The sequence below is a fragment of the Streptomyces acidicola genome, assembly GCF_009377235.1.
GTDB lineage: Bacteria > Actinomycetota > Actinomycetes > Streptomycetales > Streptomycetaceae > Streptomyces > Streptomyces acidicola.
On record NZ_VMNX01000204.1, the window covers coordinates 1 to 17215 of the forward strand.

Here is a 17215-nt window from a genome sequence, read left to right on the forward strand (position 1 = left end):
CCCCCGAAGTCGCCCCCTGAGAAGTCCCCGCCGCCGAAGCCGCCGGAGAAGTCGTCGCTGTCGAAGTCCGCGCCGGAGACGTCCCCGCCCTCGTAGCCGCCGGTGCCGAAGTCGCCGTAGCCGGCGCCGTACATCGCGGCGTAGGACGGGCCGGCCATCAGGTTGCCGAGCAGGGTGCCGATGAGCAGGCCCGGCAGGATGCCGCCGCCGAAGTAGCCGCCCGCCCAGGGGCCGTAGGCCGGGCCCGCGTCCCAGTACGGGCGGCGGCCCGACGCCGTGTCCACCTCGCGGACCATCGGGTCCCGGCCGTCGGCCAGCCGTGCCTGGTCGGCCGCGCAGACCGGGACCTCACGCGGGGCGCCGCCGTCGGGGGTCCAGGTCGCGTCGGCCACCGACGGGCCGTGCCGCGGGTCGAAGAAGCAGGGCGCGCGGCGTTCGGGCAGCGGGCGGCCCTCACGGCGCGCGGCCAGCAGGGCGAGCGAGAACCGGCCGTCCTCCAGGGCCTGGGTGACCCCGCGCACCTCCTCGGGGCGCTGGGCCGCGGCCATCAGCGACTTCGCCTGCTCGTAGGCGTCCAGCGCCCGCTCGTAGTCCGCGCGCATGGCGTCATCCGCGCCCGCCTCCGCCGGGTGGAAGTCGAGGCGGTCGAGTTCCTCACCGAAGGCGGTGATGTCCTCGTCGACCACGACACGCAGCTTCTCCAGCGCGGCACGCCGCTCCTCCTCCTGCCTGCGGCGGCCCAGGCGGACGAGTGCGTACGCGCCCGCGCCGCCCGCCACGAGGACGGCGCCTATGGCGGCCAGGGTGCCCGTGTCCATGCCCGGGCTGCCGCCGCTCGCGCTCCAGGAGGAGGGTGCCGAACCGCCGACGTTGCTGCGCAACGCGTCGTCGACGAAGTCGTTGAGCTGGGCCTTGGCGTCGCCCGCGCCGCGGACCGAGGTGACGAGGTTGCTCACCGCCTGGTGGCTCAGCACGCTGCTGTCGGCTCGCGCGTCGAAGCGGTCACCGAGGCGGATGCCGTACAGACCGGTGATGCCCGTCTCCGTGCGGAGGTTCGCGAAGAGGTTCCCGGTCGGGTAGCCCTTCGGCAGGACCGCCACGAAGATCGGCTTGTCGGCGCCCCTGATCTTGTTGGCGAGCGCTTGGGCGTCCGACCCGGACAACTGGCCGGTGGCCGCCGGATCGACATAGACGGGGCCTTTGCGCAGGGCGTTGGCGACCTCGGACACGTCGGTGGCCGCGTGCGCGTCGGACGCGGCGACCGAGAGCACTGCCAGCGCCGCGACGAGCGGTGCCATCAGCAGGCGCAGAAGACTGCGGGCGACTGCAGCGTTCATAGTGTCGAAGCTACCGCGCACGCAGTTGAGCCGCGCCCCAACGCACACCCCCGCCTACGACATGGTTCAGCCCGCGTTCCTGATCGCGGAGATGTCGAAGACCAGCTTGATCTTGTCGGAGACGAGGACGCCGCCGGTCTCGAGGGCCGCGTTCCAGGTGAGTCCCCACTCGGAGCGGAGGATCTCGGCCTTGCCCTCGAAGCCGACGCGCTCGTTGCCGAACGGGTCCTTGGCGGAGCCGTTGAACTCCAGGTCGATCGTCAGGGGCTTGGTCGTGCCGAGGACGGTGAGGTCACCGGTGATGCGGTAGTCGTCGCCGCCGAGGGCCTCCGCCTTGGTGGAGCGGAACTCCATCGTCGGGAACTCCTCGGTCTTGAAGAAGTCCGCGCTCTTGAGGTGACCGTCGCGGTCGGCCGAGCCCGTGTCGATGCTGTCCATCGTGACGTCGATCGAGGCGGTGGACCGCGCCGGGTCCGTGCCGTCCAGGTGCAGCGACCCCGAGAAGTCGAGGAAGCCGCCCTTGACGTTGGTGACCATGGCGTGGCGGGCCACGAAGCCGATGGTCGAGTGGGCCGGGTCGATCGTGTACTCGCCGGTCAGCGCCGCGAGGTCGGGGTTCACGGCCGTGGCGGGCGCCGTGCCGGTGGTGGTCTCGGTGGTGTCGCTCTTGCGGCCGAAGATGCCCATGACGTGCTCCTTGGAAGGCGGGGCGCGGTTTCGCCGGGAAGCCGCGGTCAAGGTTGTTGAACGTTTGACGACCTCAACAGAGCCCACCGTAGACCCATTCCCGTTCGGCTTTCAACTTCTTGCGCGTCATATTTTTTTCTGGCGCGCGCCGGTTTCTCTGGCGCGCGCCGATCGGCTGACGCACGGTTCCCGCGTGACGGAAACGGTTCCAACGTGACGGAAGAGGTGGTACAGGGCAAGGAATGACTCTCAAGCGCCGCACCCTCCTGCTCGCGGCCGCCCTGACGGCGACCGCCGCCGGAGCGCCCCTCGGGCACGCCGCCCCCGCGCCGAACACCTCCGACGACGAGTACGACACCCTCCGGCACCGCTGGCTCGACATCGCCCTGGGCACCGGCTACGACCCGGCCGCCGAGCCCTACGCGACCCGTCTGAGAGAGACCGGCGAGCTCGCCCGCGCCTTCCGGGCCGCGATGGCGCCCACGGCAACCTCCCTCTGGCCGGGCCATCCCTTCGACCCGCCCTCCGGCATCACCGGGAGCTACAGCCGCCTGTGGACCATGACGCAGGCGTACTTACAGGAGGGCAGCGGCCTCACCGGCGACGAGGGGCTGCTCGCGGACGTCCGGCGCGGACTCGACCACCTCTCCACGACGGTCTACAACCTGTCCACCACCCCGTACGGCAACTGGTGGGAGTGGCAGATCGGCAGCCCCCGCCTCCTGACGGACATCGTGGCCGCCCTCCACGACCAACTGACCGACGACCAGCGGGCCGCTGCCTGCGCGGCCGTCGACCACTTCATCCCGGACTCCGTGCTCCGCGACTACTCGGGCACCTCCACCGGCGCCAACCGTGTCGACCTCTGCCGCTCCGTCGCCCTCCGGGGCGTCCTCGGCCGCGCCCCCGAGAAGATCGCGCTGGCGCGGGACGCCCTCTCCCCGGTCTTCCCGTACGTCACGAAAGGGGACGGGCTGTACGCGGACGGCTCGTTCGTGCAGCACACCTGGGTGGCGTACTCGGGGACGTACGGGCAGGTGCTGCTCGACGGCCTCGGGCGGCTCTTCACGCTGCTCGCCGGGTCGAGCTGGGAGGTGACCGACCCGAACAAACAGATCATCCTGGACAGCGTCGAGCGCGCATACGCGCCCCTCATCCACGACGGCCTGGTCATGGACAGCGTCAACGGCCGTGCCATCAGCCGCGGCCACCTCAAGGGCGACGACCGGCACGTGATGCGCAGCGACCACTTCCACGGGCAGGCGCTCATCGCCGCGATGACCCTCCTGGCGGAGTGCGCCGGCGCCCCCGAGCGCGACCGCTGGTACGGGCGCATCAAGGGCTGGATCGAACGGGGCACGGTGACGCCGATCCTCACGGCCCGCCAGTTCGAGGTCGCCGACCTGGCCCGGCTGCACACGGTCGCGAGGTCCGCCGTGCCGGCCGCGACCGACCCCGTCGGCCACCACCTCTTCGCCGCCATGGACCGCGCCGTCCACCGTCGCCCCGGCTTCGTGGCGAACATCGCCATGGCCTCCGAACGGATCGCGCACTACGAGTGCGGCAACGGGGAGAACCCGCGCGGCTGGCACACGGGCGCGGGGATGACGCTCTGGTGGCCCTCGGGACCGGGGCAGAAATCCCACCGGTCCAACGGCTCCGTTCAGCCCGTTCAGCCTGATCAGTTGGATCAGTACACCGACTGGTTCTGGCCCACCGTCGACTGGTACCGCCTGCCCGGCATCACGGTCTCCACCAAGCGCCTCGCCGACAAGGAGGGCGGAGAGTGGGGCGAGCCCAGGCCCGCCGCACGGTGGGTCGGCGGGACCACGGACGGCACGTACGCGGCGATCGGCCAGCACCTCAGGGGCCTGGGCTCCACGCTCCAGGCCCGCAAGTCGTGGTTCTGTGTCGCGGACGCCGTCATCTGCCTCGGCGCCGGCATCACCTGCACCGACGGGGTGCCCGTCGAGACCGTGGTCGACAACCGGAACCTGGGGGAGGACGGCGAGCCGGAGTTCGTCGTCCGGCGGGGCTGGGCCCACCTGGAAGGCCACGGTGGATGGGTGTTCCCGGACGGGGGCGAGTTGCGCACCCTCCGGGAGGAGCGCACGGGTGCCTGGTCCGACATCAACACCACCAGTACGAGTGAGCGGCGTACCCGGCGCTGGCAGACCCTCTGGCTGGACCACGGCACGGACCCGGCGGACGAGAGGTACCTGTACGTCCTGATGCCGGGCGCCTCCCGCCACCAGGTCGCCGCCCGCGCCGCCGACCGCCACTGGTTGTCCGTCCTCGCCAACGACGCCCACCGCCAGGCGGTCCACGTCGGCTCCCTGGGCCTGACGGCCGCGAACTTCTGGGCTCCGGGCGTCGCGGGCTCCCTCGCGGCCACCGCACCCGCGAGTGTGCTGGTCCACCGCCGGGGCGGTACCGCTACCCTCTGCGTGAGCGAACCGCCGCGGACCGGCGAGACCCTGGAGATCACCTGGGACCGTCCCGTGCGACGCGTCGTCCGCGCGGACCCCTCGGTCGAGACGCTGGAGGCGGGCGGCGGCCGTCTGCGCCTCCGTGTCACTCCGGGGGCGGTATGCGCGACCCATCGTTGTGAGGTGGTTCTCGGCTGACCACTTTGTGTGACCCCCACAACGCGGAGGCCCTCTGAGCAGTCGGATCGGCTGTACAAGGCGTTGGTTCTGTTCAGGGGTACCAGGAAAACGGGCCGGAGACTGTACGGAGTCGACGGCCCGCTTTTCTTGCTGCACTTCGTAAGGTCACTACATGACCGTTTTGGATGATGCGCCGAGCGAGCCGACCGACGCGCGCGGGCGGGTGGCCGAACTGCACGAGATCCGGGCGCAGGCGCTGGCCGGGCCCAGCGAGAAGGCGACCGCGGCGCAGCACGCCAAGGGCAAGCTGACCGCGCGGGAGCGCATCGAGCTCCTGCTCGACCCGGGCTCGTTCAACGAGGTCGAGCAGTTGCGCCGGCACCGGGCGACGGGGTTCGGCCTGGAGGCCAAAAAGCCCTACACGGACGGCGTCATCACCGGCTGGGGCACGGTGGAAGGCCGCACGGTCTTCGTGTACGCCCACGACTTCCGTATCTTCGGCGGCGCGCTGGGCGAGGCCCACGCCACGAAGATCCACAAGATCATGGACATGGCCATCGCGGCCGGGGCGCCGCTGGTGTCCCTCAACGACGGCGCGGGCGCCCGTATCCAGGAGGGCGTCAGCGCCCTCGCCGGGTACGGCGGCATCTTCCAGCGCAACACCAGGGCGAGCGGTGTCATCCCGCAGATCTCCGTGATGCTGGGCCCGTGCGCGGGCGGTGCGGCGTACTCCCCGGCGCTCACGGACTTCGTCTTCATGGTCCGCGACACCTCGCAGATGTTCATCACCGGCCCGGACGTGGTCAAGGCGGTCACGGGTGAGGAGATCACCCAGAACGGCCTCGGTGGCGCCGACGTCCACGCCGAGACCTCCGGCGTGTGCCACTTCGCCTACGACGACGAGGAGACGTGCATCCACGAGGTGCGCTACCTGCTGTCGTTGCTCCCGCAGAACAACCGGGAGAACCCGCCGCGCGTGGAGTGCACGGACCCGGCGGACCGGCGCTCCGACGTCCTCCTCGACCTGGTCCCGGCGGACGGCAACCGCCCGTACGACATGGCCAAGGTCATCGAGGAACTCGTCGACGACGGGGACTACCTGGAGGTCCACGAGCGCTGGGCCCGCAACATCATCTGCGCCCTGGCCCGCCTGGACGGTCAGGTGGTGGGCATCGTGGCCAACCAGCCGCAGTCGCTGGCCGGGGTCCTGGACATCGAGGCGTCGGAAAAAGCTGCACGCTTTGTCCAGATGTGCGACGCTTTCAATATCCCGATCATCACGTTCCTGGACGTGCCTGGGTTCCTCCCGGGCGTCGACCAGGAGCACGGCGGGATCATCCGCCACGGCGCGAAGCTGCTGTACGCCTACTGCAACGCGACCGTGCCGAGGATCTCGCTCATCCTGCGCAAGGCCTACGGAGGTGCGTACATCGTCATGGACAGCCAGTCCATCGGTGCGGACCTCACCTACGCGTGGCCGACCAACGAGATCGCGGTGATGGGCGCGGAAGGCGCGGCCAACGTCATCTTCCGCCGGCAGATCGCCGAGGCCGAGGACCCCGAGGCGATGCGGGCGCGCATGGTCAAGGAGTACAAGTCCGAGCTGATGCACCCGTACTACGCGGCGGAGCGCGGCCTCGTGGACGACGTCATCGACCCCGCGGAGACGCGCGAGATCCTCATCCGCTCCCTGGCCATGCTGCACACCAAGCACGCCGACCTGCCCTCCCGCAAGCACGGCAACCCGCCGCAGTAGTCCTGCCGGTAACCCAGCGGATCCTTCGCGGTACTCCCGCGGAAACCTCATCCACGGAGACTGAACCCATGAACCTGCCTGACATCCGCGTCGAGAAGGGCCACGCCGAGCCCGAGGAAGTCGCTGCGATCACGGCCGTCCTGCTGGCCCGCGCCGCCGCACAGCCCCCGGCGCCCGTCCACCGTGGGCGCCTCAAGGCGGGCTGGCGCCGCCTTGAGCGCGAGGGGGGCTTCCGGGCGCCTCACAGCTGGCGCTGAGCATCACGAAAGGGCCCCCTCCGCTTGGAGGGGGCCCGTTCGTATGGTCGAGCGCGGGTTGTTCGTTGGCTGCCGGCCTGTCGTGGTTGCTCGCGCAGTTCCCCGCGCCCCTGTAACAGCAAGGGGGCGCCCTCCGCTTCGGAGGGCGCCCCCTTGCTCGCGTACAGGCGGAGCGCTACCGCAGGCGGGCCATGAGCGCGTGCTCGACGAGCGTGATCAGCGCCGACTTCGCATCGGCCCGGTGCCGGGCGTCCGTCGTGATGATCGGCGTGTCCGGACCGATCTGGAGAGCTTCCCGGACCTCGTCCGGGTTGTACGGCTGCGAGCCGTCGAAGCCGTTCAGGGCGATGACGAAGGGCAGTCCGCTGTTCTCGAAGTAGTCGACCGCGGGGAAGCAGTCGGCGAGGCGGCGGGTGTCGACCAGCACGATCGCGCCGATCGCGCCGCGGACCAGGTCGTCCCACATGAACCAGAAGCGGTCCTGGCCCGGGGTGCCGAAGAGGTACAGGATCAGGTCCTGGTCCAGGGTGATGCGTCCGAAGTCCATGGCCACCGTGGTGGTGGTCTTGTCCCCGGTGTGGGTGAGGTCGTCGATGCCCGCGCTCGCGGACGTCATGACGGCCTCGGTGCGCAGCGGGTTGATCTCCGAGACGGCGCCCACGAACGTGGTCTTGCCCACGCCGAAGCCGCCCGCCACCACGATCTTCGCGGAGGTGGTGGAGCGGGAAGGCCCTCCGCTAGAGCTTGCGAAGTCCACTGAGCACCCTTTCGAGCAATGTCACGTCTGGCTGGCCACCGGCGTTCTCGTCGCCGCCGGGCTGATGGATCGCGACCAGGCCTGCTTCCGCCAAGTCGGCGACGAGGATCCTGGCCACGCCGAGGGGGATGGTCAGCAGCGCGGAGATTTCGGCTACCGACTTGATCTCTCGGCAGAGGTTGCAGATGCGCTGATGCTCGGGCAACTGGCCCTGCATCTGGTGCGGCTGCGCGGTGGTGTGCACCAGCGCCTCGATGGCGAGCTGGTAGCGGGGCCTGGTGCGGCCGCCCGTCATGGCGTACGGGCGCACCAGAGGGTTCGACGCCCCTGCGGGCGCCGGCTCAGGGGTGCGGCGTTGGGGCTGCACGGGCTGGATGGGCGGCGCCGGCGGCTGGTCGTACGGCGACGGGCCCGGACCCTGGGGGCCGGGAGGCGCGTACGGCTGGCGGCGCTGCTGGCTCGGTGTGGAGGGGAAGTTGTACCGGTTCTGCTCACCCTGGCCGTGGCCCTGGCCGAAGCCGTAGGACCAGTTGCCCGAGGACGAACCGCCTGGGGGTGTTGCCACTTTCTCTCCTCCTCCGACTGTGCCGGGCATCCGACGTTGTGGAAGCCGCGTCCCGAAACCTTACGGCCCCGGGACGCCAAAACGCACCGAGTGTCTGCTAGTTGAGCAGGCTCCCTTGGAGCTCCGCTCGCAGATCGGGTGTCAGGACCGTACCGGCACGGTCGACCAGAAGCGCCATCTCGTACCCAACGAGGCCGATGTCCGCTTCCGGATGTGCAAGGACTGCGAGGGACGAACCGTCGGAGATGGACATGATGAAGAGGAACCCTCGCTCCATCTCCACAACCGTCTGGTTGACGCTGCCGCCCTCGAAGATGCGGGAGGCGCCCGCGGTCAGCGAGGTCAGTCCGGACGCGACGGCCGCGAGCTGGTCGGCGCGGTCGCGCGGAAAACCTTCGGACATCGCCAGAAGGAGTCCGTCGGCGGAGACCACCACCGTGTGGGACACCCCCGGGGTGTTGTCCACGAAGTTGGTGATCAACCAGTTCAGGTTCTGTGCCGCCTGGCTCATCGGGCTCACACTAACGCTCCTGGTTGTAGGTGCTGTCAGGACCGAAGCCCTGGCCGTTCGTTTCACTGCCTGCCTTGCGTCCCCGCTGGACACCGCGGCGCAGGTTGCTCAGCCTGCCCCGTATGTCCTCGGGAGCGCGGGAGACCTGTGGGCCTCCCTGTGGGGTCGATTCGGCGGCCCCCTCGACCAGGTTGGCCTTGGGCACCCGTAGCGGCAGGCCGGAGGAGGTCACCCCGCCCGCCCTGGGCTTCCGGAGCTGCGATGCCTGCTGCCACCGCTCGTCGTTCGCGGACCGCCAGTCGCCGGGCGGCTCCGTTGCCGCCGGCGGTTCCTGTGCCACGTGCTGGGGGATGCCTGTGCCGTTCGCGGGGGATCCGCGGCGGGGCAGCCCGGCGTCGGTCAGCTCGTGGACGGCGGAGGGGGCCGGTCCCGGACGGTCGAAGCCTACGCGGTCCGGCTCCTTCGCGTCATCGGCCTGCGTGGATTCCGGTTCCGGAGCGTACTCGGACGCGTACGGGCTCTGGTAGTTGCCCTGCTGCGGCCAGTCATCCTGATAGGAGGGCGCGTCGAAGGACGGGAACGCCTCCGGAGCGGGGGCGTGCGCCGCCTGCTGCTGCTCCTGGACCGGCTCCGGATAACTCGGCTGGGGGTAGCCGTCGTTCGACGTGAAGGCTTCCCCTCCCTGCGGTACACCACCGAACGGCGAGGGGTACTTCTTCTCGTACGACGCCTGCTGCGGCTCCTCGTACGCGGTCTGCTGGTCGTAACCGGTCGGCTGGTCGAGGAACGCGGTCCGCCCGTCGCCGTACGACGGCTGCGTCGGGGCCTGGAAGTCGTCGCCGTACCGGGGCGGCTCGATGGCCTCCGAACGGTCCTGGCCGTGGGTCTGGGCCTCCAGGGCCGCACGGCGCTCCTCACGCATCAGGGAGCGGCCGACGGGGTCCAAGTCACGCAGGTCGTCCGGGACATCGAGGTAGCGGCTGTCGTCGAAGCCGAGCTCGGCCGCGGTGCGCATCGACTCGGGGGACGGGGACTGGAGAGACTGCTCCGGAACGATCTGCGAGACGGTGAACTCCTCGCGCGACTGCTGCTGCTCGCCACCGCCACCGTGGGTGATGACGTCCGGGAGCATGACCAGGGAGGTCGTACCGGCCTGCTCGCCCGAGGGGCGCAGCTGGACGCGGATGCCGTGCCGGTCGGAGAGGCGGCCGACCACGAACAGGCCCATGCGCTGGGAGATCGCGGCGTCCACGGTCGGCGGGTTGGCCAGCTTGTGGTTGATGTCCGCGAAGTCCTCGGCGGTGAGGCCGATGCCCTTGTCGTGGATCTCGATCATGACGCGGCCGTCGGGGAGACGGGTCGCGGTGACGCGGACCTTGGTCTGCGGGGAGGAGAACGTCGTGGCGTTCTCCAGGAGCTCGGCCAGCAGGTGTACGAGGTCGGTGACCGCGCGGCCGTGGATCTCGGCCTCCGGGACGCCCGACAGCTCGATGCGCTCGTACTGCTCCACCTCGGAGGTGGCGGCGCGCAGGACGTCGACCATCGGGACCGGCTGGTCCCAGCGGCGGCCGGGCTCCTCGCCGGCGAGGACGAGGAGGTTCTCGCCGTTGCGGCGCATACGGGTCGCCAGGTGGTCCAGCTTGAAGAGGTTCTCCAGCTGGTCCGGGTCGGCCTCGTTGTTCTCCAGGTCGGTGATCAGGGTCAGCTGGCCCTCGATCAGCGACTGGTTGCGGCGCGAGAGGTTGGTGAAGATCGCGTTGATGTTGCCACGGAGCATGGCCTGCTCGGAGGCGAGCCGGATGGCCTCGCGGTGGACCTGGTCGAAGGCGCGGGCCACCTCGCCGATCTCGTCCGTGGAGGTGATCGGGATGGGCACGACCCGGGTGTTGACGCGGCCCGGTTCGGCGCGCGAGAGCTGGTCGACCAGCATCGGCAGACGCTGCTCGGCGACCCCGAAGGCGGCGTTGCGCAGCTGGCGCATCGAGCGGCTCATCTGGCGGGCCATGAGCGAGGCGAGGATGAACGCGGCGAGCAGGGCGAGGATGACGACGGCGCCGTTGATGTAGGCGTTGCGCTGGGCGTTCGAGGCGATCTGGCCCGCGTCGTCCACGGCGCGGTTGATCATCTCGGTCTCCACCTCGCTGTAGCCCTCGAACTTGAGGGTGGAGGCGGCCATCCAGGTGGAGGGGGTGACGCCCTGCTGCGCGAGCTGGGCGGGCGTCCGACCGCTGCCGATCGCCTGGATCATCTCGGTCATCGAGGGCGGGGCGACCACGGTCTTGCCCTCGGCCTGGGCCTGCTGCGCGGCCTCGGCCAGCTGCTTCTTGCCCTCCTCGGTCTTCTGCGCCATGACCTGCTTGAGGCGGTTGGCGTCCTGTTCGGTGCCGCCGGAGACGTACTCCTGGACGGCGATGTTCTCCAGGTACGCGTACGAGGTGAAGGCGGTGAGCTGCTGCCGGAGGACCGTCTCGTCGGTGCTGGGCTTGACCAGCAGGTGCGTGCCGATGGAGCGCTGCAGCGAGGCGGCGCTCTTGGAGAGCGCGAGGGCGTAGACCGTGCGGCCGTAGGCCGTGATGTTCCCGGTGCCGAGGCCGAGTTCGTTCGAGAACTCCATCAGCAGGCGCAGGACCTCGACGTAGCCCTCTTCGGTCTTCGTCGGGTCCATCGACCGCGTGTAGGCCGCCTGCCGGAGCTGCTCCAGCCCCGGCTCCGCCTCCTCGACCAGCCGGAGGCGGCGCTCCAGACCCTGCTTGGCGGGCATTCCGACGACTTCCTTGTGGAAGGCATCGGCCTTCTCGTCGGTGAAGTCACGGGCCTGCTGGACGGTCTCGTTGTTCCGGTCGCCCGACAGCAGCGGCTGCGCGGAGACGTCACGTTCGTTGATGATCGCCGTGGCGTAGTCCTCGGCGGCCACCACGATCGTCGCGACCTTCTCGGCGTCCCTCGCCTCCTGCCACGTGTCGATCGAGCCCTTCACCTGGAAGCCGCCCATGACCAGGCCGACCACCACGGGTATGAGCAGGATCGCGTTCAGGCGCGTGGGCACCCGCCAGTTGCGCGGGGAGAGCCGGCTGCCGCTCGGCGGCGGCGTGACCGTCGGCTCCGGGCCGGACGCTTGTGCAGGTGTCGCCCCGCGCGGCGGCGGGGTGAAGTTGCCCCGTGCCGACGGCTCGGGACTGCGCTTGCTTCGCCTCACTCGACCAACAACCTCTCGGCGCCGGCACCTAGGTCGTGCCGCGGGTGACTCCAACGCCCTGGTACGTCTTTGACTATTGGGCAGTTCAGGCATTCCAGCACGTCAGTCCGCACACTTCCAAACACCCGGAAGTGATAATTCCGCGTGATGTAAGTCCTAGATAAAACGGTCATAACGAGCGAGCCACGGCAAAAAGCGGGTCGATGGTGGACGCAGCGACACCGGTCGACCGCGACGCGTGGCCGCACCACCCTATTTCTCTGTCGAAACGTTATGAACACTGACGCCGACCGTGTCAAACGACACAGCCGGCGCCGGTGTATCTACGACAACTAGCGTATGGGGCTCTCGACTTGAGTGCGCTCCGGGTACCGGTCGGTGCGCCTCTACCGCAGGCGGGCCATCAGCGCGTGCTCGACGAGCGTGATCAGCGCCGACTTCGCGTCCGAGCGGTGCCGGGCGTCCGTCGTGATGATCGGCGCGTCCGGTCCGATCTGCAGCGCCTCGCGGACCTCCTCGGGCGTGTACGGCTGGTGCCCGTCGAATCCGTTGAGCGCGATGACGAAGGGCAGTCCGCTGTTCTCGAAGTAGTCGACCGCGGGGAAGCAGTCGGCGAGGCGGCGGGTGTCGACCAGGACGACGGCACCGATCGCGCCGCGGACCAGGTCGTCCCACATGAACCAGAAGCGGTCCTGGCCGGGCGTACCGAAGAGGTACAGGATCAGGTCCTGGTCCAGGGTGATGCGTCCGAAGTCCATGGCCACCGTGGTGGTGGTCTTGTCCCCGGTGTGGGTGAGGTCGTCGATGCCCGCGCTCGCGGACGTCATCACGGCCTCGGTACGCAGCGGGTTGATCTCCGACACGGCGCCCACGAACGTGGTCTTGCCCACGCCGAAGCCGCCCGCCACCACGATCTTCGCGGAGGTGGTCGCCCGGCCCGCGTCAGAGCTTGCGAAGTCCACTGAGCACCCTTTCGAGCAGTGTCACGGCCGGTGCGCCGCCGGCGTTCTCGTCGCCGCCGGGCTGGTGGATCGCGACGAGTCCGGCCTCGGCGAGGTCCGCGACAAGGATCCGCGCCACACCGAGCGGCATGGACAGCAGGGCCGACACCTCGGCCACGGACTTGACCTCACGGCAGAGGTGGCAGATCCGCTGGTGCTCGGGGAGCAGCCCCATGAGCGCTGCCGGGTCGGCCGTGGTGCTGATCAGCGCCTCGATGGCGAGCTGGTAGCGCGGCCGCGTCCGGCCGCCGGTCATCGCGTACGGCCGTACCAGCGGCTGGTCGCCCTCGTCCCCGTACGACGCTGCGTACGGATCAGATGAGGCGGTGGGCGGGGTCATGGATCCTCCGGGCGGGACAGCAAGTCGGTCAGTCGAGCCGTCTGAGGGGGCCGGTGGGGGGACTGATGGCGGCCGGACGGTTTGTGGTGGTGCAGCGGGGGGTGGGGTCTAGTGGAGCAGGCTGCCCTGCAGTTCGGCGCGCAGGTCGGGCGTGAGCACCGCTCCCGCGCGGTCGACGAGCAGCGCCATCTCGTAGCCGACGAGGCCGATGTCGCACTCCGGGTGGGAGAGGACCGCCAGCGACGACCCGTCCGAGACGGACATCAGGAACAGGAAGCCGCGCTCCATTTCCACCACCGTCTGGGCCACGGTCCCGCCCTCGAAGATCCGGGAGGCCCCGGCCGTGAGCGAGGTGAGACCCGAGGCGACGGCCGCGAGTTGGTCGGCTCGGTCACGGGGGAAGCCTTCGGACATCGCCAGAAGGAGTCCGTCGGCGGACACGACGACGGTGTGGGACACCCCGGGGGTGTTGTCCACGAAGTTGGTGATCAACCAGTTGAGGTTCTGTGCCGCCTGGCTCATCTGGCTCAACTAACGCTCCTGCTGGTGAGTGGGGCTCGGGAAGCTGCCGGTCTGGCCGGTACCGGCCTGGCGACCCTGGGCGATGCCCCGACGGAGATTGGTCAGCCGGCCGCGTACGTCATCGGGCGCACGCGAGATCTGCGGACCGCTTTGTTGCTGTTGCTGCTGCTGAGCCGTGCCCGGCACGAGGTTCGCGCGCGGGACCCGGCGCGGCAGGCCGGAGGTGGTGACTCCGCCTGCCGACGGCTGACGGACGCGCTCGGCCTGACGGACCAGCTCGTCGTTGGGGGTGGCGCGCCAGCTGGAGCCGGCCGGACCGCCGGGACCGCCGTTGCCCGCCGGACCGCCGTTGCCCGCCGGCGCGCGGCCGGCCGCGGAGGGCTGCGACGGCATGGAGCCGTTGCCCGGACCGCTGCCGTTGCTGTTGCCCGGCCGGGAAGGCGGACCGCCGTGGAACCAGTTGGTCTCCAGCGTGTCGTACAGCGGTGTGCGGCCGTCACCGGGGCTCGGCGCGGGCGGCAGGTCCCACCCGTCGCCCGACCCCCGCCCCTCATCGGGCCGCTGCGCGGCGCCCCTGTTGTCCGGCTCCTGCGGCCGCTGCACAGGCGCCGGCGGACGCTGCGGCATGGCGGCCCGGGGAGCGCCGAAGTCGGCGCCGCCGCCCGCCTGGGGACGTTCGAACTGGCCCGTGGACGAGGGGTCCTGGCGGTCTCCGTAGCCGGGAGTGCCGAACTGGCCCGTGCCGGCGTCGTAGCCGGGCGCCGTGAACTGGCCCGTGTCCTGCGGGTTCCCACGGCCCGGCGCCGGGTACCGGTCCCCGGCCGCGGACGGGGCGGGGCCGCCGAACACGTCGGAGCGGACGAACTGCCCCGTACCGTTCTGCGGGAGGTCGGGCGGCGGCGCGTCGAAGTCGGGACGCTGGAACTCGGAGGTGACGGCGGGACTCTGATGGTCGTCGATCCGGGGGAACTCCTCGGTCGCCCCCGGGCCCTGACGGTCGTCGTAGCGCGGCTCCTCGTGGCCGCGCGGCGCGTCCAGCGAGGCGCGCGGTACCGGCGGCTGCGCGTTCTCGTCGCTCCAGCTCGGCGTGCGCTGCTGCGGGTTGCCACCGGGCAGCTCGGCGCGCGGACCACCGCGCCCGGGCAGCTGCGGCCGACGCCTGCCGGACCGTTCCTTGGGCTGCTGCGGCGGTACGGCACCGGAGCCGCGCTCCGCCGAGGGGTCGCCCTCGCCGAAGCCGCCCTGACGCGACGCGCTGAAGCTGTTGTCGCCGGGCGAGCCGCCCGGAGGACGCAGGCCCGAGCCGCCGCCGGCGAAGCCGCCCTGGCGCCCGGAGGCGTCTTCGAAGAAGTTCTGCGGCGCACCGGTCCCGGCGGCCTGCAGGCCCTGCGGGGCACCCGGCGCCGCCTGACCGCCGAAGAACCCACCGGCACCCGCGCCGGCCGGCGCCGGGGGAGCACCCTGCGGACCACGCGGTCCACCGGGCCCGCCCGGACGGCTGTCCTGGTCACTGCCGGGCAGCGCGGCCCGCGGACCCTGTCCGGCGCCCACCTGCCCGCGCTGCGGAGCGGCACCGAGCCGGCCACCGGGAGCGCCCGCGCCCGGCTGGTTGCCCCGGCGTGCGGCGGCCGCACCGGCCGAGGCCTGCGCGGCGGCGGGACCACCGGAGGGGATGCCCGGCTGGCCCGGAGTGGGCTTCTTGCCGCCCTGGGCGACGTCGACCGGCAGCATGACCAGCGCGGTCGTACCGCCGGAGTCGGACGGGCGCAGCTGGATGCGGATGCCGTGGCGCTGCGAGAGGCGGCCGACCACGAACAGACCCATGCGGCGGGAGACGGAGACGTCCACGGTGGGCGGCGAGGCGAGCCGCTCGTTGATGGACGCGAGGTCCTCGGGGGACAGACCGATACCGGTGTCGTGGATCTCGATCAGCACCCGGCCGTCGGGCAGCGCGTGACCGGTGACCTTGACCTTGGTCTGCGGCGAGGAGAACGAGGTGGCGTTCTCCAGCAGCTCGGCGAGCAGGTGCACGAGGTCGTTGACGACCCGGCCGGCGACCTCGGTGGAGGGCACGGCCGACAGCTCGATGCGCTCGTACTGCTCCACCTCGGACGCGGCGGCGCGGAGCACGTCGACCAGCGGGACCGGGCGGGTCCAGCGGCGGCCGGGCTCTTCACCGGCGAGAACGAGGAGGTTCTCACCGTTACGGCGCATGCGGGTGGCGAGGTGGTCGAGCTTGAACAGCGAGGACAGCTGGTCCGGGTCGGCCTCGCGGGACTCCAGCTCGGAGATCAGCGACAGCTGGCGCTGGATCAGACCCTGGGAGCGGCGCGAGAGGTTGGTGAACATCGCGTTGACGTTGCCCCGCAGGAGGGCCTGCTCGGCGGCGAGACGGACCGCCTCGCGGTGCACGTCGTCGAAGGCCGCGGCCACCTGGCCGATCTCGTCCTTGGAGCGCAGGCCGACCGTCTCCACGGACGTGTCGACGTCCTGCGGGTCGGACTCGGACAGCTGCTTGACCAGCTCGGGCAGCCGGTCCTGGGCCACCTTGGTCGCGGTGTCCTGCAGCCGGCGCAGCGAGCGGATCATGGAGCGGGCCACGACGAAGGCGCCGACGAGGGAGATACCGAGGACGAGCAGGATCAGCGCACCGGAGATGATCGCCTCGCGCTCGGACTCGCTCCGCAGCTGGCGGGCGGTCTGCTCCATCTCCTCCAGGAGCGAGCCCTCGATCTTCTTCATCTGCTCGATCTTGACCGAGTCGTCGTCGACCCAGTCCCGGTACGAACGCTTGTCCAGCGAGCGCAGACCGTTCCGGTTGTCGAGCACGCGCTTGGCGTAGTCGTCGACCGCTTTGATGGTCGGGCTTCCGTCGCTGATCGGCCGCATCAGCTCCTCGGCGCGGTCCCGGCCGTAGATGTTGCCGAAGCTGTCGGTCTCGGAGCCCTCACTGGTCAGCGCCGAAAGTCCGTACTGCCGGTCGCTCTCGGAGAGCTCGCCGAAGTTCTTGTTGTCCGCCGGCAGCGCCGCCGCGATGACCGCGCGCTGTACGGAGGCGTACTCCTTGGCCGTGGAGAACGCGGCGAGGGCGCGGGTGCGCGAGATCATCTCCTGGTTGCTGGTGGCCTCCGCCATGTCCTGCGAGAGGTTGAGCAGCTGGGAGATGAGCCGGTGGTACGCCTCGACGGTCAGCGTGGCGTTCTCGCCGTCCTGGTAGGCGTCCCGGCGGATGTTGGTGAGCTGGCCCAGTTCGGTCGCGATGCCCACGAGGCTGTCTCGGACGCCGGTGAGCTGACCGGCCGAGCTGGCGTCGTCGATCTCCTGGGTGGCCCGCAGGAACTGCCGCTGGGCCGTGTCCGTCTTGTCGCGGACGCCCTTGATCGTGGGGTCGGTGGCCGCGCCGCCTGCCGAGAGCGGGCCGGCCGAGAGGTCGCGCTCCTGCTGGAGGGCGGCGGCGAGCTCGGTCGCCTGCTTCGTCATGTCGGTCAGCAGCCGCATGTTGTCGAGCTGCTGGATGTCGTCCACGTTGTCGCTGATGCGGAGCGCACCGAGCGAGGTGGCGGCGACCACGGGGAGCGCGAGCAGCGAGACGAGGCGGGTCGAGATGCGCCAGTTACGCAGTGCTATTCGCGAACCGGGGCTGCTCGGGCTGCTCTTCGGCCTGGGCGGGGGCGGCG

The 17215-nt window shown here is 70.7% G+C and carries 13 protein-coding genes; 3 read left to right on the forward strand and 10 right to left on the reverse strand.

Going from position 1 to position 17215, the window contains the following annotated elements; genetic code table 11:
• Together FPZ41_RS35495 and FPZ41_RS35500 are read right to left on the reverse strand one after the other, a co-directional pair.
• On the reverse strand, positions 1-1337 hold a 1337-nt coding region (locus FPZ41_RS35495), incomplete at its 3' end, for a hypothetical protein (protein ID WP_152867694.1).
• 66 nt (positions 1338-1403) lie between these two features.
• Positions 1404-2024, reverse strand: a complete 621-nt coding sequence (locus FPZ41_RS35500; protein WP_152867695.1) for a YceI family protein — start codon at positions 2022-2024, stop codon at positions 1404-1406.
• Positions 2025-2266: 242 nt separating this feature from the next.
• On the opposite strand from FPZ41_RS35500, the gene FPZ41_RS35505 reads away from it, so the two are divergent.
• The 3 genes from FPZ41_RS35505 to FPZ41_RS35515 all read left to right on the forward strand — a co-directional run bounded on the left by FPZ41_RS35505 (position 2267) and on the right by FPZ41_RS35515 (position 6646).
• Positions 2267-4651 (forward strand): polysaccharide lyase 8 family protein, encoded by a 2385-nt coding sequence (locus FPZ41_RS35505; protein ID WP_152867696.1) that lies wholly within the window; start codon positions 2267-2269, stop codon positions 4649-4651.
• A 154-nt stretch (positions 4652-4805) separates the two neighbouring features.
• Entirely contained in the window at positions 4806-6389 is a 1584-nt protein-coding gene (locus FPZ41_RS35510) for an acyl-CoA carboxylase subunit beta (protein WP_152867697.1), read from the forward strand.
• A 68-nt stretch (positions 6390-6457) separates the two neighbouring features.
• Positions 6458-6646 (forward strand): acyl-CoA carboxylase subunit epsilon, encoded by a 189-nt coding sequence (locus FPZ41_RS35515; protein WP_131558333.1) that lies wholly within the window; start codon positions 6458-6460, stop codon positions 6644-6646.
• A gap of 175 nt (positions 6647-6821) precedes the next feature.
• On the opposite strand, the gene FPZ41_RS35520 is transcribed toward FPZ41_RS35515, so the two are convergent.
• From FPZ41_RS35520 to FPZ41_RS35555, 8 genes are all read right to left on the reverse strand, one after another.
• Positions 6822-7403, reverse strand: coding sequence for a GTP-binding protein (locus FPZ41_RS35520; RefSeq protein WP_006375305.1), 582 nt, complete (start codon positions 7401-7403; stop codon positions 6822-6824).
• Positions 7384-7968 carry a DUF742 domain-containing protein gene (locus FPZ41_RS35525; protein WP_322621131.1) on the reverse strand — a complete coding sequence of 195 codons (585 nt, stop codon included), beginning with the start codon at positions 7966-7968 and terminating at the stop codon, positions 7384-7386. Before FPZ41_RS35525 ends, FPZ41_RS35520 begins: the two co-directional genes overlap by 20 nt.
• A gap of 97 nt (positions 7969-8065) precedes the next feature.
• Positions 8066-8479, reverse strand: a complete 414-nt coding sequence (locus tag FPZ41_RS35530) for a roadblock/LC7 domain-containing protein (RefSeq protein ID WP_033321188.1) — start codon at positions 8477-8479, stop codon at positions 8066-8068.
• Between the two features lie 10 nt (positions 8480-8489).
• Positions 8490-11675 carry a sensor histidine kinase gene (locus FPZ41_RS35535; RefSeq protein ID WP_322621132.1) on the reverse strand — a complete coding sequence of 1062 codons (3186 nt, stop codon included), beginning with the start codon at positions 11673-11675 and terminating at the stop codon, positions 8490-8492.
• A gap of 386 nt (positions 11676-12061) precedes the next feature.
• Positions 12062-12637 (reverse strand): GTP-binding protein, encoded by a 576-nt coding sequence (locus FPZ41_RS35540; RefSeq protein ID WP_322621133.1) that lies wholly within the window; start codon positions 12635-12637, stop codon positions 12062-12064.
• Entirely contained in the window at positions 12618-13016 is a 399-nt protein-coding gene (locus tag FPZ41_RS35545) for a DUF742 domain-containing protein (protein WP_152867699.1), read from the reverse strand. Before FPZ41_RS35545 ends, FPZ41_RS35540 begins: the two co-directional genes overlap by 20 nt.
• A gap of 108 nt (positions 13017-13124) precedes the next feature.
• A complete protein-coding gene (locus FPZ41_RS35550; protein WP_010984127.1) occupies positions 13125-13538 on the reverse strand; it encodes a roadblock/LC7 domain-containing protein in 414 nt (137 codons plus the stop codon).
• Between the two features lie 9 nt (positions 13539-13547).
• Positions 13548-17215 (reverse strand): sensor histidine kinase (locus FPZ41_RS35555; RefSeq protein ID WP_407698861.1); only part of this gene is annotated, 3668 nt, incomplete at its 5' end.